This is a genomic window from Gordonia sp. (in: high G+C Gram-positive bacteria), assembly GCF_047600565.1.
Taxonomy (GTDB): domain Bacteria; phylum Actinomycetota; class Actinomycetes; order Mycobacteriales; family Mycobacteriaceae; genus Gordonia.
In genome coordinates this window covers 613,813-635,325 of record NZ_JASGKN010000001.1, presented here as the reverse complement: position 1 = coordinate 635,325, position 21,513 = coordinate 613,813, and the positions used below count along the sequence as shown (strand labels likewise).

The window sequence follows — 21,513 nt, the reverse complement described above, 5'->3', positions numbered from 1 at the left end:
CCGATTCCGTTCACGCGCCGGTCAGCGGCCCCGCGGGACGGTCGGCGGGTGCGATGTCTGCGGGGTTCACCCAGTAGTGCGCGTCGCTGAAGAAGGTGTGCACAAAACCGCAGCGATCGCAGATGACCCCGTCGCCGACCTTGTTGAACGCATCCCATCCCATCAGTGACATGCCCTGGGTGTTCATCATGACTTCCCGCTGAGTGAAGTCGACGCCGGAACACACCAGGCAGGTCAGGTATCTGCTGTCCGGCTTCAGATAGACGTACATGCATAGATCCTGACAGATGGCGGTGGTCGGGAGAACGCACTCCGGTGGGTTCGAGCCCTCCCTACAGGAGCTCCGGCAGTTCCAGCAGCGAGTCGATGATCGTGGCGCGCTGCGCATCGGGACGGGCGGCGTGCAGGTGGCCCCACGGCCCGCGGCGGATGAGGACCGGCATCATTCCGGCGTCGGCGGCCGGCAACACGTCGTTGTCGGTGCGGTCCCCCACGTAGGCGATTTGCTCGGGGCGCACGCCGGCCAGATCGGCGACGGCCGCGAAGAACTCCGGGGACGGCTTCTCGCAGCCCAGCTCGGCGGAGTTGCGGATCTCGTCGACCGGAAGATCCATCGCCCGCAGCGCCGCCAGGGCCCGCGGCGGCTGATTGCCGGCGATCACCAGCCGCAGACCCTGCTGCTTGAGTGCGGCCAGGGCCGGGCGGACGTCCGGGTACAGATCGTCGGCGTCGAAGCCGTTGCGGAGCCCGCCGGGATCCTGTGCCGCCCACGCGTCTTCTTCGGCGGCGACGTCCAGGCCGGGACGCACCAGCTCGAAGGCGGCCGGCACCTCCTGGTCGGTGGCCGCGCAGGCGCCGATCAGGCCGAGGAAGGTCAACCGGGTCACCCCGAGCCGATCGGCCCAGCGCTCCCAGATGCGGGTCTCGTCGATCAGGGTCTCCCCGACGTCGAAGACCACGGCCTTCACGTCGCGCTCGATCACCTCGCCCTCAGTCACCATGGCCCCGAGGCTAGCCGGTCGGCCCGGACGGGAGTTACACACGTTTAACTCCGTCGTGCGGTTCCCGGAAACCCGGGGTGACGACACTGGGCGTATCAGGATCGACCGAGATGCGAAGGAGGCCGGCATGCAGCACATCGATCTGCGTGACCTCGCCCACCGCAGCGTGTGGGTCCCCGGCCGTGTCGCGCACGGTCCCAGGCTGCGCTGATCGCCCACCGTCACCCAGCCCCCTTGCGCGCGGAATGCCTCCGCGCGCACCGTCAGAAAGACCTTTCCGATCATGACGATCACTCCTGTCCGCGAGCCGCTCGCGACCCCGCTGACCCTCCCCCGCGAATGCACCTTCCACGAGCAGGACTGGCAGATCCTCGCCCGGTCCTGGTATCCCGTCAGCCGCTTCTCCGACGTCGGTGACGGCCCCGAACACGTTCGGCTGCTCGACGCGCCGCTCGTCGTCTACCGGTCCGGTGACGAGATCGTCGTCGCCGACGACATCTGTCCGCATCGCGGCGTGCCGCTGTCCGCCGGTACCGGTGACGGCACCGGCATCACCTGCCCGTACCACGGCCTTCGCTTCGGGGCGGCCGGTCAGTGCGTGAAGATCCCCGCCCACCCGACCGACAAGATCCCCGCACGGATGCACCTCAAGCCGTACCCGGTGGTCCAGCGGTACGGCCTGGTGTGGACCAGCCTGGACCGCGACGCCGATCCCGATGCGCTCCCGGTGCTGCGGTACTGGGAGCAGCCGGGCTTCCAGAACATCAACCTCGCCCCGTTCGACGTGAAGGCGTTCGCCGGCCGACAGGTGGAGGGATTTCTGGACGTGGCCCACTTCGGGTTCGTCCACGAGGCGACGTTCGGCGATCCGGAGAACGCCGAGGTCCCGCCGTACAGCCCGCAGAAGACCGACTACGGGTTCGAGGTCGACTACTGGAGCACCGTCGGCAACTATCCGAAGGGCGGGGTCACCGAACACCCCGGGTTCGAATGGCTGCGCCACTTCGAGCTGTTCACCCCGTTCACCGCGACCATCACCGTGCATTTCCCCGACGACGGAATCCTGAACATCATGAACGCGGCCTGCCCGGTGTCGGCGAAGCAGACGCGGATGTTCGCACCCCTGTCCCGCAACTTCGACACCGATCGCCCCGAACAGGAGGTGCACGACTTCAATCTGCGGGTCTTCGAGGAGGATCGCGCCGTCGTCGAGATCCAGAAGCCGGAGAATCTGCCGCTCGATCCGCGCCTCGAGGTGCACATCCCCGCGGACCGCAGTTCCATCGCCTACCGCCGCGCGCTGCGCGACCTCGGGCTGAGCGAATTCTTCACCGCATGAGCACCGGGACCGTCGACGCCTACGTCCACGCGATCACCTACGCCGGTACCGATCTGCTCAGCTACGACCTGCGGCCGGTCGACCCCGATGCCGGCCTTCCGCCGTTCGATGCGGGCGCGCACGTCGACGTGCACGTCGCGCCGGGCCTGATCCGGCAGTACTCGCTGTGCAACGACCCGTCCGAACGTCACCGCTATGTGGTGTGCGTCCACCGGGATGCGTCCGGCCGCGGCGGGTCGCGCACCCTGCACGACACGGTCCGCGTCGGCCAGGCCCTGCGGGTCGGTGAACCCCGCAACCATTTCGCCCTGCGATCCGCCGACCGGTACGTCCTGATGGCCGGCGGCGTGGGCGTCACCCCGCTCGCAGCGATGGCGGCGCGACTCCACGACGACGACGCCGACTTCGAACTGCACGTCTACGCTCGCGACCGCGCCCACGTGCCGCTGCGCGAGCTGCTGACCTCGTCGTCGTTCGCCGGCCGCACCACCGTGCACCTGTCGTCCGACGGTGACGGTCTGCGCGACGGTCCGCCGCCCGCACTGGCACAGCACCGGCCCGGCACGGTCGTCTACACGTGCGGCCCGGCGGGCTTCATGGACGCCGTCGCCGGGTATGCCCGCACGGCCGGCTACACCGACGACGACGTGGTGACCGAGCGGTTCGCTCCGTCCGCCGCGGCCGCCGGCGATCCGGCCGCCGACGGCTCGTTCGACGTCGTGGTGGCCAGCACCAGTCAGCGCATCCCGGTCACCCCGGAGTGCTCGATCGCCGAGGCACTCGCCGAGAGCGGTATCCAGGTGGATCTGTCCTGCGAGCAGGGCATGTGCGGTGCCTGCCTGACCCCGGTGATCTCCGGTGTCCCCGATCACCGCGACGACGTGCAGTCCGCCGCCGAGCAGGCGGCGAACACCCACATCACCCTGTGCTGTTCGCGGGCCAAGACCGCCGAGTTGGTCCTCGACCTCTGACCGCGCAGACCACGGGCCGGTCTCCCGTGGGAGACCCGCCCGTGGTCGTCGTTGCTCGCCTGTGCACGCTCAGGCGAGCGCGATGTTCCCGGCGCCCTTGCCCCGCTGGTACACCTCCGACAGGTCGGCGTACACCCGCTCCAGTTCGGCCACCCTCTCCGGCACGGTCCGCCGCGCCGCCGGCATCAGATCGGTCGAGGTGAAGTAGGCGTTCGACCGGTTGTACAGATCGCGGTCCGGCGCGGCGGCCGTCCGGTCCGGGTCGGGCACCGCGTACACCTCCTTCAGGATCGCGATGTCGTACGGGATCGCGAACGACTCCGCCGAATCGCTGTGGCTGAAGAGGTACGCGAACTCGTCGAACCCGGACCAGGTGATCCCGGACAGGCACAGTGAGCACGGCTCATGCGTGGCCAGGAACAGGCAGTCCGAGGGATCGGGCCGGTCGGTCAGCTCGAAGAACCGGTTGATGGCGGTGATCTCGCCGTGCCACAGCGGATTGGCGGTCTCGGTGTTGGTGGCCGCCACCACGGTCGACAGGTCGTCCTTGGCGAGGATCGCCGCCCCGAACAGCTTGTTCCCGGCGGCGACCCCCTCCCTCGTCAGCGGCACGATCTCGTCGGCGATCACCGCGAGCAACCGGTCCACGCGGTCAGTAGCGGACACGGGCTGCCTCGGCATTCCAGGCGGCGAACGGCGCGAACGCGTCGGCGGGCCGCACCGATTCGACCGTCATATCCCACTCGGCCCGGGGCCGGGCGAACAGTTCGTAGAACGCCCGGTCGTCGAACCCGCCGCGGGCCGCATCCTCCCGATCGGCGGCGAACACCACCCGGTCCAGCCGCGCCCACAGCGACGCGGACAGGCACAGCGGGCAGGGTTCGCACGACGTGTAGAGGGTGCAGCCGGCGAGCGAGAAGTCCTCTAGCACCCCGCACGCCTCCCGGATCGCGGTCACCTCGGCGTGCGCGGTCGGATCGTTGTCACGGGTCACCCGATTCTGGCCGGTCGCCAGGGCCGTGCCGTCGCGGACGATGATCGCCCCGAACGGCCCGCCGCCGTCGGCGACGCTTTCGGTGGCCAGTTCGACCGCCGACGCCAGCCACACGCGATCCTGCGGCTCGGTCATCGGGTCACCTCCTGAAAACGCTGGAACTGGGCGGTGGAGATCGGATTGGCGTCGGCGACCAGCTTGTTGAAGCGGTGGTTGACGATCTTCGAGATCTCGATGAGCGTCTGCTGACGTTCGGCGGCCTGCGAGTCGTCCATCCGCGACCAGCAGGAGGCCACCATCTGCGGATACGACGCGGCGTCGCGTTCGGACACGATCAGCGGATAGCCGAACTTGTCGCGGTGCGCGGCGGCCACCTCGGCCAGTTCTTCCTTCTCGATCTCCGACGGCGGACCGAACACCGGATCGACGCTGGCGAACGCCTTCTCCGCCTCGGTCGGGTCCGGCGAGCCGAAGTCGGCGTAGGAGCCGATCAGCGCGTCCTGTTCGTCGTCGTTGGCGGCGAGCAGCGCGTCCTGGAACGCTTCGCCCAAGGCCATCGGCGACGAGAACGGGCGCAGCCGGTACACCACGTCCAAGGCCCACTGCTGGTTCTGGACCACCGGTCCGAACGTCTCGCCGAACTGTTCGCGGTCCATGCCGTTCACCTCGTCGAGGTGGACGGGCTCGCCGCCGGTGGTCGCGACCGCCGGCCCCGAGTTCCGGCCGATGTGGAAGAACACCAGGTTGAGCAGGATCGCGGTGAACGCGCCGGCCGCGATGCCCCCGGAGAAGTACCAGTGCAGCCACGACGGGACGGCGTCGACGACGGCGGGGAACGCCATCACGTACATGCCCATCGCCAGACCCGTGCCGGCGACGATCAGGTTGCGGTGGTCGTTGAAGTCGACACCGCCGAGCAGCTGGATGCCGACGACGGCGACCGCGGCGAACAGCACGAGGGACGCACCGCCGAGCACCGGCTCGGGAATCATCGAGACGAGCGCCGCCGCCTTCGGGAACAGGCCGATCACGATCATCATGGCCGCGGCGGCCGCGACGATCCAGCGGCTCTTGACGCCGGTCATCCGGACCAGGCCGATGTTCTCGCCGAAGCAGGTGTACGGGAACGATCCCATGCTGCCGCCGATCGCCGTGGACACACCGTCGGCGCGCAGTGCGGCCGCGATGTCGTCCTGGCTGATGCGCCGGCCCACGACCTCACCGGTCGCGTACAGGCTTCCGACGGTCTCGACGGTGGTGATCATCATGACCAGCAGCACCAGCACCACACCGGACAGCGTGACGTGCGGCATGCCGTAGTGGAAGGGGGTGGAGATCCAGAACCATCCGGCCTCCTTCACCGGGGTGAAGTCGGTGGGCTGGGTCAGGAACCACAACGCCGATCCGGCCACCAGTCCGACCAGCACCGCGATGGTGGCGAGGAATCCGGTGAAGAACCGCTGCAGCAGCAGGATGAACGCGATGGTGCCGACCGCGAACCAGAAGTTCCGGGCACTGGTCGGATCACCGGTGCCGCCCTGGGACGCGCCCATCACCGAATACGACCAGTCGAAGCCGGGCAGGCCCAGCTGTCCGCCGATGGCGTGATTGGCGGCGGTCGGCATCAGGGTGACGCCGATCAGCGTGAGCACCGTGCCGGTGACCACCGGCGGGAAGAAGCGCACCGCCTTCGCGATCAGCGGCGACAGCAGGAAGAACAGGATGCCGGACACGACCACCGCGCCGAACACGTACGGCAACGATCCGGCGCCTCCGCCGTGCGCGCTGCCGATCGCGATCAGCGGTGCGACACCGGCGAATGCGACACCCTGCAGCAGCGGCAGTTGCACACCGATGCGGAACCGTCCGAAGCGGATGCCGACGGCCTGCAGCATCGAGGCGATACCGCAGGTCAGCAGGTCGGCCTGGATCAGCTTGACCATGTCGGCGCCGGACACACCGAGTGCGCCGCCGATGATCAGCGGCACGATGACGGCGCCGGCGTAGAACGCCGCCACGTGCTGGAAGCCGTAGGTCAGCAGTTTCGGGACGGGCGGCACCTCGTCCACCGGGTCCCGGCGCGGCGTCGTGCGCGCCGCGGTCGCTGTACTCATCAAAGTTCTCCTTCGTCGAACGGACTGTGCGACCGGGGCGACGTCGAGGCGTTCCGGCCACCTGATCAGCACACCGTGTGCACGTCACCGATCCGTTGCGTCGATGTGGAGTTCTGGGAACCACCCGTTCACATCGGAACGCTCGGCCGTGGAGGAATCTCCATCGGCCGCGCTCGCCGCGCGTATCGAGGTGGAGGAATGCAGCGTCAGTCGGACTGCAGCGCCAGATAGAAGTCGATGCGGTCGGGCAGCCGGGCCAGGTCGCGGCCGGTGAGCTCCTCGATCCGTTCGAGTCGCTTGCGCACCGTGTTCACGTGCACCCCGAGCGCGGTGGCCGTGGCGGCCGGAGAACCGTCGTGGTCCAGGAAGGCGACCAGGGTGGCGATAAGCTGGCCCTGGGGGTCGTGCTCGCGGACGGTCCGCAACACCCGGTCGGCGAAGACGGCACGGACCTCCGGTGCCACGGTCGCGAGCAGGACTGCGGCCGACGCGATCTCGTCGCCGCCGGTCAGCCGCACCGGCCCGCTGCCCCGCTGCGCCACCGTCAGCGCGTGCCGTGCCTCCTCGGCGGCCCCGGCCAGACCGGCGGCCGTCGCCGGCTCGCTCACGCCGAGACTCAGCGGGTTCGCGACCAGTCCGGGGGCGAGGCGCTGCACCGCACGGTGCAGGCGGTGACGGTAATCGTCGTCGGACACCTCGACGACGGCCACCGTGCTGCCGTCCACCCAAGTGCCGCTGACGAAGGGACCGAGGTGCGCGACGGCGTCCGCGATCAGCACCTGCTCGTCGCCGGGCAATGCGCCGTCGGCGGTGCTGCCCGCGATCACGGCCAGGACCGCGTCGGGATCGATACCGCAGTGGGTGAGCCGCAGCGCCACGTCCGCGGGGGTGGCGGCACCGCCGGCCAGCGCGTGAAAGAGTGCCGACGCCGCCTGCGACAGGGCGTGACGGCCCTCGTCGCGACGGGTTCGATCGAGTTGCGCCAGGGCAGCCAGTTCTCCGACCGCCTCGACGGCCGGCAGATCCCAGCCGGCGACATCGCCGTCGGCCACCGGCATCCAGTAGGTGAGGCGGTTGCCGAGACCGGGGCCGACGCTGAACACCGAGTAGTCGCGGTCCGCCCCGTGCACGAGTGCCGGCAGATCGGCGGCGGTGACGAATCCGGCGGTGACCGCGTCCAGGTCGGCCTCCGGCAGCGGTTCGCCGGTGGCGGTGACCGGCAGACCGGTGGCGGTCACCACCCGGCACCGGTGCCCGGTGTCCGCGGATACTCGGTCGACCAGGACGTCGAGAGGTTCGCCGGCGGCCAGCAGGGAGAGCAGTTCGCGGTGCCGTCCGCGTGCCGCCGCGCGGCGTTCGGTGCGTTCGGTGCGCACCTCACTGGACACGACCTCGCTGACGGTGACGAACGAGACGGCCGAGTCGAGACCCAGCACCGGAACGCCGTGACGCCGGCACGCGTCGACGACGTCGTCGGGCACGTCACCGAAGACGAGATCGCCGGCCACCACCCCGGCGACGCCGGCGGCATCCATCGCCGCCGCGAACGTCTCGGCGTCGTCCGGCGAGCTGCGCCAGGCCAGTCCGCTGAGAATCAGCTCGCCGCCGCTCAGATACCGCCCGGGATCGATGAGGTCGGACGGGTACGTCCACCGGACGTCCCGGTCGAGGTGCTCGGGCGTGGCCCACAGCACGCGCAGCCCGAGCTCCGGATGCTCCAGGAGGTCACCGAGCCGCATGAGGGTCAGAACGTGGCCGAGCGCAGGGCGATCTCGGCGGCCAGTGCCTCCGGCGCATTCTGCGGAATCCAGTGATCGACGCCGTCGAGTTCCGAGAAACGGTAGTCGCCGTAGACATACCGGCCGGTCAGCTCGGCCTGAGTGCGTCCGAGGGTCGCGTCGCCGTTGCTCCACAGCATGGTGGTGGGGACGTCGATCGGCGGGCACTCGAGGGTCTCGGCGATGTCGCCGGTGAAGTTGGCCCGGTACCAGTTCAGCGGTCCGGTGAGCGCTCCCGGTTCGAGCAGTGGAGCGAGCTCGTCCTTGGTGAGTCCGGCCCGGCGGAGCAGTACTCCGTTGCGGGCGGTCAGCAGTTCTTCGGCGCCGGGAGCGACGAACTCCTTGATGTACGACGACTTCTCGCGCTGGTCGTCGCCCTGCTGCAGGGCGTCGCGGGTAGCCGACGGATGGCCGGTGCTGACGGCGACCAGACCGGTGAACCGTTCGGGGTGCTTGCCCGCCAAATGCCAGGCGACGATCCCGCCCCAGTCGTGGCCGACGAGCAGGGAGTACGGGATCGACAGTTGATCGAGCACACCGATCACGTCGCTCACCAGGAGGTCGAGACGGTAGTTCTCGACGCCGTCCGGACGGGCACCCGGGCTGTAGCCGCGCTGATCGATGGTGACGGTGCGCAGGCCCGCATCGTGAATCCGGGGAAGGGCCGCGTCGAAGCAGGACGAGTTCACCGGGAACCCGTGCAGCAGCACGACGGCCGGCGCCTGTTCCGGTCCGCCGAGCGCCACGTCGAAGACGAGTCCGTCGACGTCGATCCGGCGGTGCGTGGTGGTGTGCTGCCCCGATTCCATGCCTGTCAGCTTAGGCGGGAGGGTCGTTTCCGCTCATCTCGGCGACCGGTGATTGTGCTCATATCGGCCAGGTCACAGGCGGTGAGCAGGCGTGGCGGAGCTTGCTCCGGCGTGCGGGCGGAGGGGCCCGCCGCTACCGATCCCGGTCCGGAAGGGTCAGGACCTCGGCACCGCTGTCGGTCACGACCAGGGTGTGTTCGAACTGGGCGGTCCACCGGCGGTCGCCGGTCACGACGGTCCAGCCGTCGTCCCACTGCTCCCAGGTGTCGGCGCCCAGGTTGATCATCGGCTCGATGGTGAACACCATGCCGGGCTCGATGACGGTGTCGATGTTCGGCTGGTCGTAGTGCAGGACGACGAGGCCGTTGTGGAAGGTCTCGCCGATTCCGTGGCCGGTGAAGTCGTGGACGACCGAGTAGCCGAAGCGGCTCGCGTAGGCCTCGATGACGCGGCCGATCACGTTGAGTTCGCGCCCCGGCTTGACCGCCTTGATGGCGCGATCCATCGCGTTGCGGGTGCGCTCGACCAGCAGACGGTGTTCTTCGGAGACGTCGCCGGCGAGGAAGGTGGCGTTGGTGTCGCCGTGCGCGCCGTCGATGTAGGCGGTCACGTCGATGTTGACGATGTCGCCGTCCTCGATGACCGTCGAGTCCGGAATGCCGTGACAGATCACCTCGTTGAGGGAGGTGCAGCACGACTTCGGGAAGTCCTTGTAGCCGAGTGTGGACGGGTAGGCGCCGTGATCGCACATGTACTCGTGGGCGATACGGTCGAGGTGATCCGTGGTGACGCCGGGGGCCACGGCCTTCCCGGCTTCGGCGAGGGCGTTGGCGGCGATCCTGCTGGCGACCCGCACCTTCTCGATGACCTCCGGAGTCTGGACCCACGGTTCGCTGCCTTCGTTGACCGTGTCCTTCCACACGTACTCCGGGCGCTCGATCGCGTCGGGAACGGGCAGGGTCGGCGACACCACGCCGGGGGTCAACAGGGCACGCTCACTCATGGCCGCCAGTCTACGGCCGCCGGACGGGACCGGGTCGCCGCACCGGCGCGGCCGGCATGCCCGGCGCGCGAGGTAAGGTTTGCCTAAACCCCACCGCTGGAGAAGGACACCGTGTTGCGCCGATCGCCCCGACTCGACCGCCGTGGCCGGCGGCGCGGCGCGGTCGCCGCGATTCTGGCCGTGGTGGCGGTGCTGGCCACCGGTTGCAGTACGGCGCCCATCGACATCGCTTCGGCCGGCGACCCCGCAGCGGCGCATCTGCGGGGCGGTGATCAGATCGCCACGATTCCGGCCGACGCTCCGGTTCCGGTCACCACCGATCCTGCAGCCGGGCCGCAGGCGGACCGGATCATCGCGATCGACCGCAACGGAACCCTGGCCGCCACCGTGTTCGCCCTCGGTCTCGGACCGCATGTGGTGGGCCGGGACGGGTCCACCACCTTCACGGCGGCCGCCGGTCTTCCGCAGGTGACCGATCCGGGGCATGCGATCAACGTCGAACGCGTCCTCGAGCAGCGGCCGACGATCATCCTCACCGGTGAGGATGCCAATCCGAACGGCGTTCTGGACCAGCTCCGGGCCGCGCACGTCAACGTGGTCACCTTCTCCCCCGAGCGCAGCGTCGCCGGGACTCCCGCCCTGATCCGGAAGGTGGCGGCCGCATTGGGTGCCGAGAAGGCCGGCGAACAGCTCGTGACCCGCACCGAATCACAGATCGCCGAGGCGAAGGCCGCACAGCCGACACCGACCGGCGATCCGACCATCGCGTTCCTGTACATCCGCGGCGAGCGCCTCATCCTGCTCGCCGGACCGGGCAGCGGTGCCGATGATCTGATCGAGAACCTGGGCGGTCGGGATGCCGGCACCGAAGCGGGAATGACCGCCGCGTTCACGGTGGTCGGCACCGAGTCGCTGACGCGTGCCGATCCCGAGGTGATCCTGGTGATGACGCAGGGTGCCGACTCGGTGGGAGGCATGGACAAGGTGCTGGCACTGCCGGCGGTCGCCGGTACCCGCGCGGGACGCGCGCATCGGATCGTCGCGATGGACGAGACCCAGATCCTGTCGTTCGGGCCGGATGTCGGCCTCATTCTGACCGCGATGTCGAAAGCGATCTACCGGTGAGCACGCGACGGCCCCGCGGCCGCGCCGCGGCGGTGCTGGCCGGCACTCTGGTCCTGCTGCTGGTGGTGGTCGTCGTATCCGCCGGTACCGGGCAGTTGCACGTCCCCGCCTCCCAGGTGCTCGGATCGATCGCCCACCACTGGCATCTCGACCTGGGTCCGCTGCCGTCCGATCAGGCCGCCGAGGACGCCCTCTGGGTCTCCCGGTTCCCGCGCATCGTGCTGGGGATCTTCGTGGGCGCTGCGCTCGGTGCGGCCGGGTGTCTGTTGCAGGGTGCGCTCGCGAATCCGCTGGCCGAGCCCGGGATCATCGGCGTCTCCTCGGGCGCGGCGGTCGGCGCGTGCCTGATGTTCGTTCTGGGCGGCACCTCACCGAACAGCTGGGCGATCGCCGGCGCGGCCGCCGTGTTCGGGCTGGCGACCACGTTCGCGGTCTACACGCTGAGCATGCGCGACGGCGGGGCGTCGGTGGTGATGATCGTGCTCACCGGTATCGCGGTCAACGCGTTCGGGCTCGGCGTCATCGCGTATCTGACGACCATCGCGTCGACCGCTACGCGCGAGCAGATCGTGTTCTGGCAGCTCGGCTCGCTGGCCGGCGCGGTCACCTGGACCCAGGTGTGGGTGGTGGCCCCGCTGGTGGTCGCCGCGGTCGCGGCGTCGTTCCTGCTCGTGCACAAACTCGACCTGCTGGCGCTCGGTGAGATCCAGGCGAGTTCGCTGGGCATCAACGTCGAGACGGTGCGGCGGCAGGTGATCGTGCTCGTCGCGCTCCTCACCGCGGCCGCCGTCGCGTTCACCGGCATCGTGATGTTCGTGGGCCTGATCGTGCCGCACGTCATGCGTCTTCTGGTCGGACCGCGACACCGCATCCTGCTGCCGGCCTCGGTGCTCGGCGGTGCGCTCGCCATCGCCGCGGCCGATCTGGGCGCGCGCACCCTGACCCACGGCGAACTGCCGCTGGGCATGCTGACCTCGCTGATCGGCGGCCCGGTGTTCTTCCTGCTGCTGCGCCGCACCGCGAAGACGGGGTGGTGACGTGACCGGACCTTCCCTCGTCGCCGACGACGTTCGTGTCGCTCTCGGCGGGCGCCCCGTTCTGCACGGCGTCAGCCTGACCGCGCGACCCGGCGAGATCCTTGCGCTGGTCGGCCGCAACGGCTGCGGCAAGTCGACACTGCTGTCGGTGCTCGCCGGCATCCGGCGGCCCGATTCCGGTTCTGTACGCATGGGCGACCGCATCGTGGCTGACGTCCCGCCGCGTGAGCTGGCACGTCATCGTGCCCTGGTGACCCAGAGCAACCGGGTCGACACCCCGTTCACGGTGCGCGAGGTGGTGGAATTGGGCCGCTATCCGTGGCTGCGCGAACCCGAGGCCGCCGGGTCGCCCCGGATCATCGACGAGGCGTTGCGGGCCTGCGAGATCGACGATCTGGCCGACCGTCCGTTCCCTCAGCTGTCCGGCGGCCAGCAGGCCCGGGTCAGCCTGGCCCGGGCCCTCGCCCAGAGCACCCCGATCCTGCTGCTCGACGAGCCGACCGCGGCTCTGGACATCGGCCATACCGAGCAGGTGCTGACTCTCCTCACCGACCGTGCGAAGGCGGGCGCCACCGTCGTGCTGGTGGTGCACGACCTGTCATCGGCCGCCGCGTACGCCGATCGTGTCGCGTTGATGAAGGACGGCGGGCTGCTGGCCGTCGGTCCGGTCGCCGAGACCATGACCGCCGAGCTGCTGGGCCGGACCTATGACCATCCGGTCCGGGTGACCGACCATCCCGACACCGGCGAGCTGATCATCACCCCGGAGCGACCGGCGGCGCGCTAGCGACGTCAGGCGTTCTCGGTCTCCGCATGCGGCCGGTAGACGATCCACATGCCGACCACCACCAGCGCCAGCCCGGACAGGGCCAGCAGCCAGGGACCGAATCCGGGCGTGAAATTCACGACGTGGTTCTCGATTCCGTCCGGCAAATGCGCCCGTGACCCGTGGAGCCGATCCGAGCCGATGAGGGCGTCGAACCCGTATCCGGCCAGCACGACCCCGCAGATCAGCAGGATCGTCTTCGCCACCACCGTCAGCAGCCGGTTCCGCGAGACGATGACCGTGATCGCGAAGATCAGTGCGACCAGCGCCACCACGAGGACGACCACACCGCCGTCGAAGTCGAGTCCGGCGAGACTGCCCGAATAGCCGTCGCCGGCGTACCGGGACCACGGTGCGAACACCGATCCGAGTGCCAGGACGCTGAGCACCAGCGTCAGCCAGGCGGTGATGTCGAACGAGTCGCGAGTCATGTGTCAGCCTCCCGGGCCCAGGAACGAGAAGAAGTCTCGGGTCACGTTGACCGAGTTGGTCGAGTCCCCGCCGCCGACGATGAGTGTCGCGAAGGCGAGATCCCCACGGTAACCGGCGAACCAGGCGTGTGAGCCGCCATTGAACTCGGCTTCACCGGTCTTGCCGTAGACCTCTCCCTGCCCGGCGATCGACGTCGCTGTGCCGCTGGTGACGACCGCGCGCATCATCGGGCGCAACTGGTCGTACACCTGTGAGGCGAGTTCGGCTTTGGGGCCCTCGACGGTGGTCCGGGTGCCCTCGATCAGCAGCGGGGTCGGCGGCTTGCCCGTGTCGGCGGTGGCGGCCACGACGGCCATTCCCAGCGGCGTGGCCAGCACGGTGCCCTGCCCGAAACCGTCCTCGGCACGGCGAACCAGGTCGGGCTCGATCGGCACCGAACCGGATTTGGCGTCGATGCCGGCGATCGAATACTGCGCGCCGAGCCCCATCGCGGTGGCCGCATGGGACAGGTCCGAGGCACCCATCTGGCCGGCCAGGTTCGCGAAGGTCGTGTTGCACGACTGGGCGAACGCCTCGGTCAGTGGGACCGTGCCCAGGGAGAAGCCGTCGTAGTTGGGGACGACGCGGGTACCGATGGTGATCTCGCCGGGGCACGGCACCATCGCCTGCGGGTCGGTCAGGTGGGCGGACATGGCCGCAGACGCGGTGACCATCTTGAAGGTCGAACCGGGCGGATAGGTGCCCATGGTGGCCAGCAGGCCGTCACGGTCGGCGGCCGGGTTCTGGGCGACGGCGAGGATCTTGCCGGTCGACGCCTGCAGCACCACCATCATCGCCTGCCGGCTGACGGCGTTCACCGCCTGTTGTGCGGCGTTCTGCACATGCCGGGACAGGGTCAGCCGGACGGCCGGCGACGGCACCGCCGCGTGATCCTCCACCACGTCGGCGACGACGCCGTTGTCGTTGAGGACGGACACCTGCCAGCCGGGGGTGCCACCGCCGTCGTTGGTGACGCGCGTACGGACCTGGGCGAGCAGCGCCGACGCGAACCCGGGGTCGACCGGCGCCAGGCTGGACTTCTCGGTGGCCACTACTCCGGGGATGTCGAGTTGCTGGCGCAGCCGGTCGTAGTCCGGTCCGGACAGGTCGCCGATCGGGATGGGCTGATCGGAGGCGGTGGACTTCTCGGCGATCGCCTGCGCCGACAGTCCCGGCACCAGCGGATTGAGCACGTTCACCATGGCGTTGACCGAGTCGATCACCGGCCCCGACAGGGCGGCGGCCTGGGCGTCGAAGCTGATGCCGACGCTGCGGCTCTCCCCCATCACCTCACTGCCGTCGGCTTCGTTGACGGCGCCGCGGGGCGGGCTGATGACACTGAGGGCGAGGGTCTGGTCGGCGCCGAGTTCGGGGTGCACGACAGTGGATGCCCAGCGCACCGACCAGCCTGTGTCGCTGCGGCCCATCGTCAGTCGCGCCGGGTACGACCAGGTGCGGTTCCCGTCCAGTGTCCAGTCGTAGGTGACGTCGACGTCGGCGATGTCCTGGTTCTCGCGGACCCGCCCGGTGTGCGCGGTCATTCCGGTGGCCTTCAAGCCGGACCACGCTTCTTTCAGCGTGGGCTGAGCACGGTCCGGGGCGGTCGTCATCTGTGCGGCGTCGGCGTACTCGCGCTGCCCGAAGGCGTCGAGGAAGCGCTGGGCGGCGCCGCGCGGACCGGAATCGGTGCCGCACGAGGCCAGCAGCACGATCAGCGGAGCCAGCACGGCGACGACGGCGCCGGCGCGCACACTCGTCGACGTCCGGCTTCTCACCGGGTCGATGATAGGTGTGTTCCGACCACGGACCGGTGAGGCGCAGGGGCGCGTCCGGAGTTTGCAGTCAACGGTCGTGATCAAGAACCGAAACTCAGACCGTTTCCACCCTATTCCCACCCCAGTAGCATCGAGGTATGAAGCTGAGTGTCAGCCTGAGCGAGAGTGACCTCGCCGATCTCGACCGCTATGTCGAGGAATATTCGCTGCCGTCCCGCTCGGCCGCCGTCCAGCGCGCCATCCGTCTTCTCGGCCGGTCGGCACTGAGGTCGGAGTACGACATCGCCTTCACCGAATGGACGACCTCAGGCGACGATGCGGCCTGGGATTCCACTGCGGCGGACGGACTGACCGATGAGACGTGGTGACATCTGCCTCGTTGAACTCGATCCGGTGAGGGGCGCCGAGGCCCGGCAGCGCCCGCTAAGAGAGAGTTCGGCTGGCGTTCGGGGGTCGCTTTCCACTACGGCGCTCCATCGAGTCTTGGGTGAAGTAGTCGTGTTCAGGTGCGGTGGTCAAACCCGACTGGAGTTGGTGGACGAGCCTCGCGAGCAGTCCTTTCCCTTCTTTCCGGGGAGGCAGTTTCCGCATAACTGCCTTCACCTCGGGAGAGGCGTGGCTGATCTGCCACAGAACCTCGCCGTGGGCGGCCTTCTCTCCTTCCGGTTCGGCGTGGGACAGAGCGAGTGCACCGTAGGTAACCCCTGGCGCATGGGAAGCCATGTGAGCGGTCGCGACCGCGTGGCCCGTTGCTCTGGCGGCTGCGATAGCTGCCGGGCTAGAGACCTCCCGCGCCGCAGCATGGGCGCTGGCGGCCAAAGCACGCGCGACGCCAATGCGTATCTCATCGTGTGCGAAGGCCCGTGCTCCTTCGATGGCTTCGCGCGGTCTCGGGTCGTCGGGGGCCTCGGCCAGGAACAGCGGTAGCGTGCGCTCGGCACAGTCGGCGGCCCACAACGCGAGGATTCGACGGTCGTTCTCACCCAGAGTGAGGGCGCCCGGTGCCTTGGTTCTCGCCCGATCCTTCGCGACCTGCGCTCGACCTGGGACGGCGCCGTCTCCCGATGCTGTGTTGTTCTGCTGTGCCATGTTCATCAATGATATCCCTGAACATCCTGTTGGCACTTTCCGCCGATGTACCTCTCAGACACAACGTAAACCCTCAAACGGAGGTCAAAGTTGAGGTCTATCGGCCCGATCATCGGACAGGTGCCGTCAGCGGTGATGGACAGGATCGACGACGCGATCCGGCTGCACCTCGACCTGTGAACGGTCAGTCGATGAGGACGGTGGCGAACGTGCCGACCTGCTCGAAGCCCACCCGTCGATAGACCTCGCGGGCCGGACCGTTGTAGGCGTTCACATACAGGCTCGCCGCCCGGCCGTGACGTTCGACGGCCTCGACGACGGCGGCGGTGCCGGCGACGCCGTGGCCCCGTCCGCGAGAGGCCGGATCCACCCAGACGCCCTGGATCTGCCCGACCGCGCGGGACATCGAGCCGACTTCGGCCTTGTAGACCACCCGGTCGCCGTCGAATCGGGCGAACACGCGGCCGGCGGCCACCAGGGCGGCCAGCCGGCGCCGATACGACCGGCCGTCGTCGCCGATGCGGGGATCGACACCCACTTCACCGATGAACATCTCGACGGCGGCCGGGAAGTACACGTCCATGTCCTCGGGGGTCACCCGCCGCACCAGCGGATCGGCGGTCACCCGAGGCGGGCCCGCCATCGCCATCAGTGGCTGTTCCGGGCGGATCTCCCGGGCGGTGCCCCACTCCGAGGCGACGCGGCCCCACAGTCCGAGTGCGAGGTCGGCGGGACCGACCACCGAGGAGCACTGGCGCGGATTCGCGAGTGCCCATTCGGCGAACCGGTCGAGGTGGTCGTGCGAGCCGCGCAGCGGCATCAGATTGGCGCCGGAGAAGCAGAGGGAATCCTCCGGATGCGACGCCGTCCAGAGACGTCCGCCGAGAAATCGCGGGGAAAGACCGTAGGCCTCGACGCGGGCGGCGACCATGCAGGAGACGACCGGATCGGCGTCGAGGGCGCGCGCGACGGCGGCCGCGTCGCGGGCACCGAGCGGGCGGTCTCCCACGAGTCCGAGCATGTCACCTCCGCCGGCGGGTCGTCGCTGTCCCGCCGTCAGCTCACGGTGACGACGGGTGTTCCTCCCCCAGTGTCCCCCGACTCCTCGGCGATCCGCATCGCTTCTTCGATCAGCGTTTCGACGATCTGTGCCTCGGGCACGGTCTTGATGACCTCGCCCTTGACGAAGATCTGGCCCTTGCCGTTACCGGAGGCCACACCCAGATCGGCTTCCCGCGCCTCACCGGGACCGTTCACCACGCAGCCCATGACGGCGACGCGCAACGGCACCTCCATGCCCTCCAGGCCGGCGGTCACCTCGTTCGCGAGCTTGTAGACGTCCACCTGGGCGCGGCCGCACGACGGGCACGAGACGATCTCCAGCTTGCGCGGGCGCAGGTTGAGTGACTGCAGGATCGCGTCACCGACCTTGATCTCTTCGGCCGGCGGCGCCGACAGCGAGACACGGATGGTGTCGCCGATGCCCTCGGACAGGAGCGCACCGAACGCGACCGCCGACTTGATGGTGCCCTGGAAGGCCGGTCCGGCCTCGGTGACACCCAGATGCAGCGGATAGTCGCACTGGGCGGCGAGTTGGCGGTACGCCTCCACCATGATCACCGGATCGTTGTGCTTGACCGAGATCTTGATGTCGCCGAAGCCGTGTTCCTCGAAGAGGCCGGCCTCCCACAGTGCCGACTCGACCAGCGCCTCCGGGGTGGCCTTGCCGTACTTCTCCAGCAGACGCTTGTCGAGGGATCCGGCGTTCACGCCGATCCGGATGGGGATGCCCGCGTCGCCGGCCGCCTTGGCGACATCCTTGACGCGACCGTCGAACTCCTTGATGTTGCCCGGGTTGACGCGCACCGCGGCACAGCCGGCGTCGATGGCGGCGAAGATGTACTTCGGCTGGAAGTGGATGTCGGCGATCACCGGGATCTGCGAGTGCTGGGCGATCTCGGCGAGCGCCTCGGCGTCCTCGTTGCGCGGGCAGGCGACGCGCACCATGTCGCAGCCCGAGGCGGTCAGCTGCGCGATCTGCTGCAGGGTGGCGTTCACGTCGTGGGTGGGCGTGGTGCACATCGACTGCACGGAGATCGGCGAATCACTGCCGACGCCGACCTTGCCGACCTTCAGCTGCCTCGTCTTGCGCCGCGGCGCGAGCACCGGCGGCGGGACCGGGATGCCCAGTCCGATCGGTTGACTCATCTCGTACTCCTCAGAAGACCTTGATCGGGTTGATGATGTCGGCCGAGATGGTCAGCACCATGAAGGCGCCCATCACGACGACCACCGCGTACGTCAGCGGCATCAGTTTGTAGTAGTCGACGGGGCCGGCGGCCGGCCGGCCGAACAGGCGGCGGATCCGGTCGCGCACGCTCTGATAGATCGCGATCGCCATGTGACCGCCGTCCAGCGGCAGCAACGGCACCAGGTTGAACGCGCCCAGGAAGAAGTTCACGCTCAGCAACAGGCCCAGGAACATGTCCCAGTAGCCGCGTTCGACGGCCTGCCCGCCGATCACCGAGGCCCCGACGATGCTGACCGGTCCGTCCACGTCGCGCTGGCCACCGGTGACCGCGTGCCACAGGCCGACGACCTTGGTCGGCAGCGAGACGAGAGCCTTGAAGGTCTCCACGAAGATCGATCCGGTGAACGTGGCCGCCCCCTCCCAGATGGTGGCGGCGTTGTAGTGCTCGACGGTCTTGGGATCCAGCCCGACGCCGACCGCTCCGACGGTTACCGACTTCAGCGAGCCGTCGGAGTTCTGATGCATGCGTTGAACCTGGCTGACCGGGACCGCGATGTCCCGGGTGGCGCCGTCACGCTCCACCGTCAGGGTGACGGTGCCCGAAGCGCCCTGGATCGCGGTGATGAGGTTCTCGCTGCCGGTCACCTTCTGACCGTTCACGTCGACGATCCGGTCCCCGACCTGCACGCCCGCCTGCCCGGCGGGGGCCGGTCCGGTGCACGGCGCGAGATCACCCTTGTCGTTCTGCGACGGCGCCACGCATTCCACCGTGCGCACATAGACGGGCTGGTCGCCGAGGATGGGCAGGCCCCAGCCGAGCCCGAGCACGATCACCAGGACGAAGCCGAGAATGAAGTTCTGGGCGGGTCCGGCGAACAGCACGATCAGGCGCTTCCAGGTGGCCTGCTTGTAGAAGGCGCGGGGCGCGTCCTCCTCACTGATCTCGTCGTACGGGGTCATGCCGGCGATGTCGCAGAAGCCGCCGGCCGGAATCGCCTTGAAGCCGTATTCGGTGACGCCGCCGTCGCGGGACGGACGGGTGGTGGACCACAGTTTGGGTCCGAATCCGATGAAGTAGCGGCGCACCTTCATGCCGGTGGCCTGGGCCGCCCACATGTGTCCGGCCTCATGCCAGGCGACGGAGATGAGGAGGGCGAGTGCGAACAGCACCACGCCCAGGACGAAACTCATTCCCGTTGCCTCACTCGGTCGATGCGGCCGCGACCAGTTCCGCGGCTCGTCGGCGCGCCCAGCTGTCGGCGGCCAGTACGTCGTCCACAGTACCCGGCTCGGCCGACCACTGATCGGCGCCGGCGAGCACGTCGGAGATCACGCCCACGATGTCCGGGAACCGGATCGCGCCGGCGAAGAATCCGTCGGCGGCGACCTCGTTGGCGGCGTTGTAGACGGCGGTCAGACTGCCGCCGCCCTCCCCCGCCTGGCGGGCGACCCGGATGGCCGGGAAGACGTCCTCGTCGACCGGTTCGAAGGTCCACGACGACGCGGTCGAGAAGTCGCAGGGCGCCGAGGAACCCGGCACCCGGTCGGGCCAGCCGAGGGCGAGGGCGATGGGCAGCTTCATCGACGGCGGCGACGCCTTGGCGATGGTGGCGCCGTCGACGAACGTCACCATCGAGTGCACGATCGACTGCGGGTGGACGGTCACGTCGATGCGGTCGTAGGGCACGTCAAACAGCAGGTGCGCCTCGATCACCTCGAGGGCCTTGTTGACCAGGGTCGCCGAGTTCAAGGTGATCAGCGGGCCCATCGACCAGGTGGGGTGTTTGCCGGCCTGTTCGGGGGTCACGTCACGGAGCCGTTCGGCGGTCCAGCCGCGGAACGGCCCGCCGGAGGCGGTCAGCACGAGCCGGTCGACTTCGTCGGCGGTGCCGCCGCGCAGGCACTGGGCGATCGCCGAGTGTTCGGAGTCGACGGGCACGATCTGTCCGGGTGCCGCGGCGTCGAGGACCAGGGAGCCGCCTGCCACGAGGGACTCTTTGTTGGCCAATGCCAGTCGTGCACCGCTGTGCAGGGTCGCCAGGCTCGGACGAAGACCGATGGCGCCGACGACGCCGTTGAGCACCACGTCGGCGGACACCGACTCGATGAGGTCGACCATGGCGTCGTCGCCACCCAGGACGGTGCCGCCCAGGACGGTGCCGCCCAGCCTGTCCGACAGTGTCTTGGCCGCCTCGGGGTCGGCCACCGCCACCTGTGTGGGGGCCAGACCGGTGGCCGCCACCTGCTGTTCGAGCAGATCGAGGTTGCCGCCGCCGGCGCCGAGACCGACGAGCTCGAAACGGTCGGGGTGTTCGGCGATCACCTCCAGCGCCTGCGTCCCGATGGATCCGGTGGAGCCGAGAACAAGAACCCGCTGCCGGGACCGGAGCGAGCGGGCCGAATCGTCAGATGTGGTCACACCGGTCATTGTCGCCTACCCGGATCGGGTTATGCTGTACCGCGTACTACTACCGACTGTCAGACCCGGTCGGTGATCACCGGCTGATACCGAGGAGCAGACGTGGCAAGCACCGATGTGGAACCCATCGACACCGGCTGGGTTCGTGAGGATCCCGACGCCCCTTCGGCTCGTTTCGGCTGGTCCGGCACGGCACCGCGTCTCTACTTGATCGCGGGCATCGTCAGTTCGCTGCTTCTGCTCGCCATGCTGATCGGTAACCAGATCGGCCATGTGGAGGACATCTGGCTGGTCGCTATCGCCGTGGTGATCTTCTTCGGCAGCATCGGCATGTATGTCCGTGACTCGCGCCGCTGGCGCGCGCGCTGACGCAGAACGCTTTCCGCGAAGGCTCCTCACCGGTCGGTGGGGAGCCTTCGTCGTACTCCACCTGTCGTCCTCCACCTGTCGTCCTCCATTTGTCTGCCCTCCAGCAAATCCCTGGCGGGCTCACAGCGGCCTGCCAGACATG

The 21,513-nt window shown here is 69.0% G+C and carries 22 protein-coding genes; 7 read left to right on the top strand and 15 right to left on the bottom strand.

Translation table 11 applies throughout. The features are described 5' to 3' along the window. Positions 1–10: 10 nt before the first annotated feature. Positions 11–271 (bottom strand): hypothetical protein, encoded by a 261-nt coding sequence (locus QM774_RS03060; protein WP_414974483.1) that lies wholly within the window; start codon positions 269–271, stop codon positions 11–13. Positions 272–332: 61 nt separating this feature from the next. Beyond that, entirely contained in the window at positions 333–1,001 is a 669-nt protein-coding gene (locus QM774_RS03055) for an HAD family hydrolase (protein ID WP_414974482.1), read from the bottom strand. A 283-nt stretch (positions 1,002–1,284) separates the two neighbouring features. Here QM774_RS03055 and QM774_RS03050 point away from each other — a divergent pair, with 283 nt between their 5' ends. Both QM774_RS03050 and QM774_RS03045 read left to right on the top strand, forming a co-directional pair. Next, positions 1,285–2,340 (top strand): Rieske 2Fe-2S domain-containing protein, encoded by a 1,056-nt coding sequence (locus QM774_RS03050; RefSeq protein WP_414974481.1) that lies wholly within the window; start codon positions 1,285–1,287, stop codon positions 2,338–2,340. Next, positions 2,337–3,311, top strand: a complete 975-nt coding sequence (locus QM774_RS03045; protein ID WP_414974480.1) for a PDR/VanB family oxidoreductase — start codon at positions 2,337–2,339, stop codon at positions 3,309–3,311. The genes QM774_RS03050 and QM774_RS03045 overlap by 4 nt, the downstream gene beginning before the upstream one ends. Before the next feature lie 69 nt (positions 3,312–3,380). Here QM774_RS03045 and QM774_RS03040 read toward each other — a convergent pair whose 3' ends face one another. The 6 genes from QM774_RS03040 to map form a co-directional block, all read right to left on the bottom strand. Further along, positions 3,381–3,977, bottom strand: coding sequence for a nucleoside deaminase (locus tag QM774_RS03040; RefSeq protein WP_414974479.1), 597 nt, complete (start codon positions 3,975–3,977; stop codon positions 3,381–3,383). Next, positions 3,964–4,440 (bottom strand): nucleoside deaminase, encoded by a 477-nt coding sequence (locus QM774_RS03035; protein WP_414974478.1) that lies wholly within the window; start codon positions 4,438–4,440, stop codon positions 3,964–3,966. Before QM774_RS03035 ends, QM774_RS03040 begins: the two co-directional genes overlap by 14 nt. Continuing rightward, on the bottom strand, positions 4,437–6,419 hold the full coding sequence (locus QM774_RS03030; protein ID WP_414974477.1) for a solute carrier family 23 protein: 1,983 nt from the start codon (positions 6,417–6,419) through the stop codon (positions 4,437–4,439). Before QM774_RS03030 ends, QM774_RS03035 begins: the two co-directional genes overlap by 4 nt. 206 nt (positions 6,420–6,625) lie before the next feature. After that, positions 6,626–8,158, bottom strand: a complete 1,533-nt coding sequence (locus QM774_RS03025) for a PucR family transcriptional regulator (protein WP_414974476.1) — start codon at positions 8,156–8,158, stop codon at positions 6,626–6,628. Positions 8,159–8,163: 5 nt separating this feature from the next. Then, a complete protein-coding gene (locus QM774_RS03020; RefSeq protein ID WP_414974475.1) occupies positions 8,164–9,006 on the bottom strand; it encodes an alpha/beta fold hydrolase in 843 nt (280 codons plus the stop codon). Positions 9,007–9,139: 133 nt separating this feature from the next. After that, positions 9,140–10,009, bottom strand: a complete 870-nt coding sequence (gene map / locus QM774_RS03015) for a type I methionyl aminopeptidase (protein WP_414974474.1) — start codon at positions 10,007–10,009, stop codon at positions 9,140–9,142. A 114-nt stretch (positions 10,010–10,123) separates the two neighbouring features. On the opposite strand from map, the gene QM774_RS03010 reads away from it, so the two are divergent. The 3 genes from QM774_RS03010 to QM774_RS03000 are packed head-to-tail and all read left to right on the top strand — an operon-like array spanning position 10,124 to position 12,958. Further along, entirely contained in the window at positions 10,124–11,134 is a 1,011-nt protein-coding gene (locus QM774_RS03010) for a heme/hemin ABC transporter substrate-binding protein (protein ID WP_414974473.1), read from the top strand. After that, positions 11,131–12,171 carry a FecCD family ABC transporter permease gene (locus QM774_RS03005; RefSeq protein ID WP_414974472.1) on the top strand — a complete coding sequence of 347 codons (1,041 nt, stop codon included), beginning with the start codon at positions 11,131–11,133 and terminating at the stop codon, positions 12,169–12,171. Before QM774_RS03010 ends, QM774_RS03005 begins: the two co-directional genes overlap by 4 nt. Position 12,172: 1 nt before the next feature. Further along, a complete protein-coding gene (locus QM774_RS03000; RefSeq protein WP_414974471.1) occupies positions 12,173–12,958 on the top strand; it encodes a heme ABC transporter ATP-binding protein in 786 nt (261 codons plus the stop codon). Between the two features lie 5 nt (positions 12,959–12,963). Here the strand turns inward: QM774_RS03000 and QM774_RS02995 are convergent, their stop codons facing one another. Both QM774_RS02995 and QM774_RS02990 read right to left on the bottom strand, forming a co-directional pair. Beyond that, positions 12,964–13,428 (bottom strand): hypothetical protein, encoded by a 465-nt coding sequence (locus tag QM774_RS02995; RefSeq protein WP_414974470.1) that lies wholly within the window; start codon positions 13,426–13,428, stop codon positions 12,964–12,966. A gap of 3 nt (positions 13,429–13,431) precedes the next feature. Next, on the bottom strand, positions 13,432–15,243 hold the full coding sequence (locus QM774_RS02990; RefSeq protein ID WP_414974469.1) for a penicillin-binding transpeptidase domain-containing protein: 1,812 nt from the start codon (positions 15,241–15,243) through the stop codon (positions 13,432–13,434). Between the two features lie 137 nt (positions 15,244–15,380). On the opposite strand from QM774_RS02990, the gene QM774_RS02985 reads away from it, so the two are divergent. Next, positions 15,381–15,611, top strand: coding sequence for a ribbon-helix-helix domain-containing protein (locus QM774_RS02985; RefSeq protein WP_414974468.1), 231 nt, complete (start codon positions 15,381–15,383; stop codon positions 15,609–15,611). Positions 15,612–15,666: 55 nt separating this feature from the next. On the opposite strand, the gene QM774_RS02980 is transcribed toward QM774_RS02985, so the two are convergent. From QM774_RS02980 to dxr, 5 genes are all read right to left on the bottom strand, one after another. After that, positions 15,667–16,332, bottom strand: a complete 666-nt coding sequence (locus QM774_RS02980; protein WP_414974467.1) for a putative immunity protein — start codon at positions 16,330–16,332, stop codon at positions 15,667–15,669. Between the two features lie 184 nt (positions 16,333–16,516). After that, entirely contained in the window at positions 16,517–17,353 is an 837-nt protein-coding gene (locus tag QM774_RS02975) for a GNAT family N-acetyltransferase (RefSeq protein ID WP_414974466.1), read from the bottom strand. Positions 17,354–17,388: 35 nt separating this feature from the next. Then, a complete protein-coding gene (gene ispG / locus QM774_RS02970) occupies positions 17,389–18,540 on the bottom strand; it encodes a flavodoxin-dependent (E)-4-hydroxy-3-methylbut-2-enyl-diphosphate synthase (RefSeq protein WP_414974465.1) in 1,152 nt (383 codons plus the stop codon). Between the two features lie 10 nt (positions 18,541–18,550). Further along, positions 18,551–19,774 carry a M50 family metallopeptidase gene (locus QM774_RS02965; protein WP_414974464.1) on the bottom strand — a complete coding sequence of 408 codons (1,224 nt, stop codon included), beginning with the start codon at positions 19,772–19,774 and terminating at the stop codon, positions 18,551–18,553. 10 nt (positions 19,775–19,784) lie between these two features. Beyond that, positions 19,785–21,011: a 1-deoxy-D-xylulose-5-phosphate reductoisomerase gene (gene dxr, locus QM774_RS02960; RefSeq protein ID WP_414974463.1), complete on the bottom strand. Its 1,227-nt coding sequence runs from the start codon at positions 21,009–21,011 to the stop codon at positions 19,785–19,787. 93 nt (positions 21,012–21,104) lie between these two features. Here dxr and QM774_RS02955 point away from each other — a divergent pair, with 93 nt between their 5' ends. Further along, a complete protein-coding gene (locus QM774_RS02955) occupies positions 21,105–21,371 on the top strand; it encodes a DUF2631 domain-containing protein (RefSeq protein WP_414974462.1) in 267 nt (88 codons plus the stop codon). Positions 21,372–21,513: the final 142 nt, after the last annotated feature.

Bases quoted from the DNA above. Each gene is read 5' to 3' on its own strand.
- dxr (WP_414974463.1), bottom strand. From the start codon at position 21,011: ATGACCGGTGTGACCACATCTGACGATTCGGCCCGCTCGCTCCGGTCC.
- QM774_RS02975 (WP_414974466.1), bottom strand. From the start codon at position 17,353: ATGCTCGGACTCGTGGGAGACCGCCCGCTCGGTGCCCGCGACGCGGCC.
- QM774_RS03055 (WP_414974482.1), bottom strand. From the start codon at position 1,001: ATGGTGACTGAGGGCGAGGTGATCGAGCGCGACGTGAAGGCCGTGGTC.
- map (WP_414974474.1), bottom strand. From the start codon at position 10,009: ATGAGTGAGCGTGCCCTGTTGACCCCCGGCGTGGTGTCGCCGACCCTG.
- QM774_RS03025 (WP_414974476.1), bottom strand. From the start codon at position 8,158: ATGCGGCTCGGTGACCTCCTGGAGCATCCGGAGCTCGGGCTGCGCGTG.
- QM774_RS02965 (WP_414974464.1), bottom strand. From the start codon at position 19,774: ATGAGTTTCGTCCTGGGCGTGGTGCTGTTCGCACTCGCCCTCCTCATC.
- QM774_RS02995 (WP_414974470.1), bottom strand. From the start codon at position 13,428: ATGACTCGCGACTCGTTCGACATCACCGCCTGGCTGACGCTGGTGCTC.
- QM774_RS03030 (WP_414974477.1), bottom strand. From the start codon at position 6,419: ATGAGTACAGCGACCGCGGCGCGCACGACGCCGCGCCGGGACCCGGTG.
- ispG (WP_414974465.1), bottom strand. From the start codon at position 18,540: ATGAGTCAACCGATCGGACTGGGCATCCCGGTCCCGCCGCCGGTGCTC.
- QM774_RS02985 (WP_414974468.1), top strand. From the start codon at position 15,381: ATGAAGCTGAGTGTCAGCCTGAGCGAGAGTGACCTCGCCGATCTCGAC.
- QM774_RS03045 (WP_414974480.1), top strand. From the start codon at position 2,337: ATGAGCACCGGGACCGTCGACGCCTACGTCCACGCGATCACCTACGCC.
- QM774_RS03020 (WP_414974475.1), bottom strand. From the start codon at position 9,006: ATGGAATCGGGGCAGCACACCACCACGCACCGCCGGATCGACGTCGAC.
- QM774_RS03060 (WP_414974483.1), bottom strand. From the start codon at position 271: ATGTACGTCTATCTGAAGCCGGACAGCAGATACCTGACCTGCCTGGTG.
- QM774_RS02980 (WP_414974467.1), bottom strand. From the start codon at position 16,332: ATGGCACAGCAGAACAACACAGCATCGGGAGACGGCGCCGTCCCAGGT.
- QM774_RS03050 (WP_414974481.1), top strand. From the start codon at position 1,285: ATGACGATCACTCCTGTCCGCGAGCCGCTCGCGACCCCGCTGACCCTC.
- QM774_RS03035 (WP_414974478.1), bottom strand. From the start codon at position 4,440: ATGACCGAGCCGCAGGATCGCGTGTGGCTGGCGTCGGCGGTCGAACTG.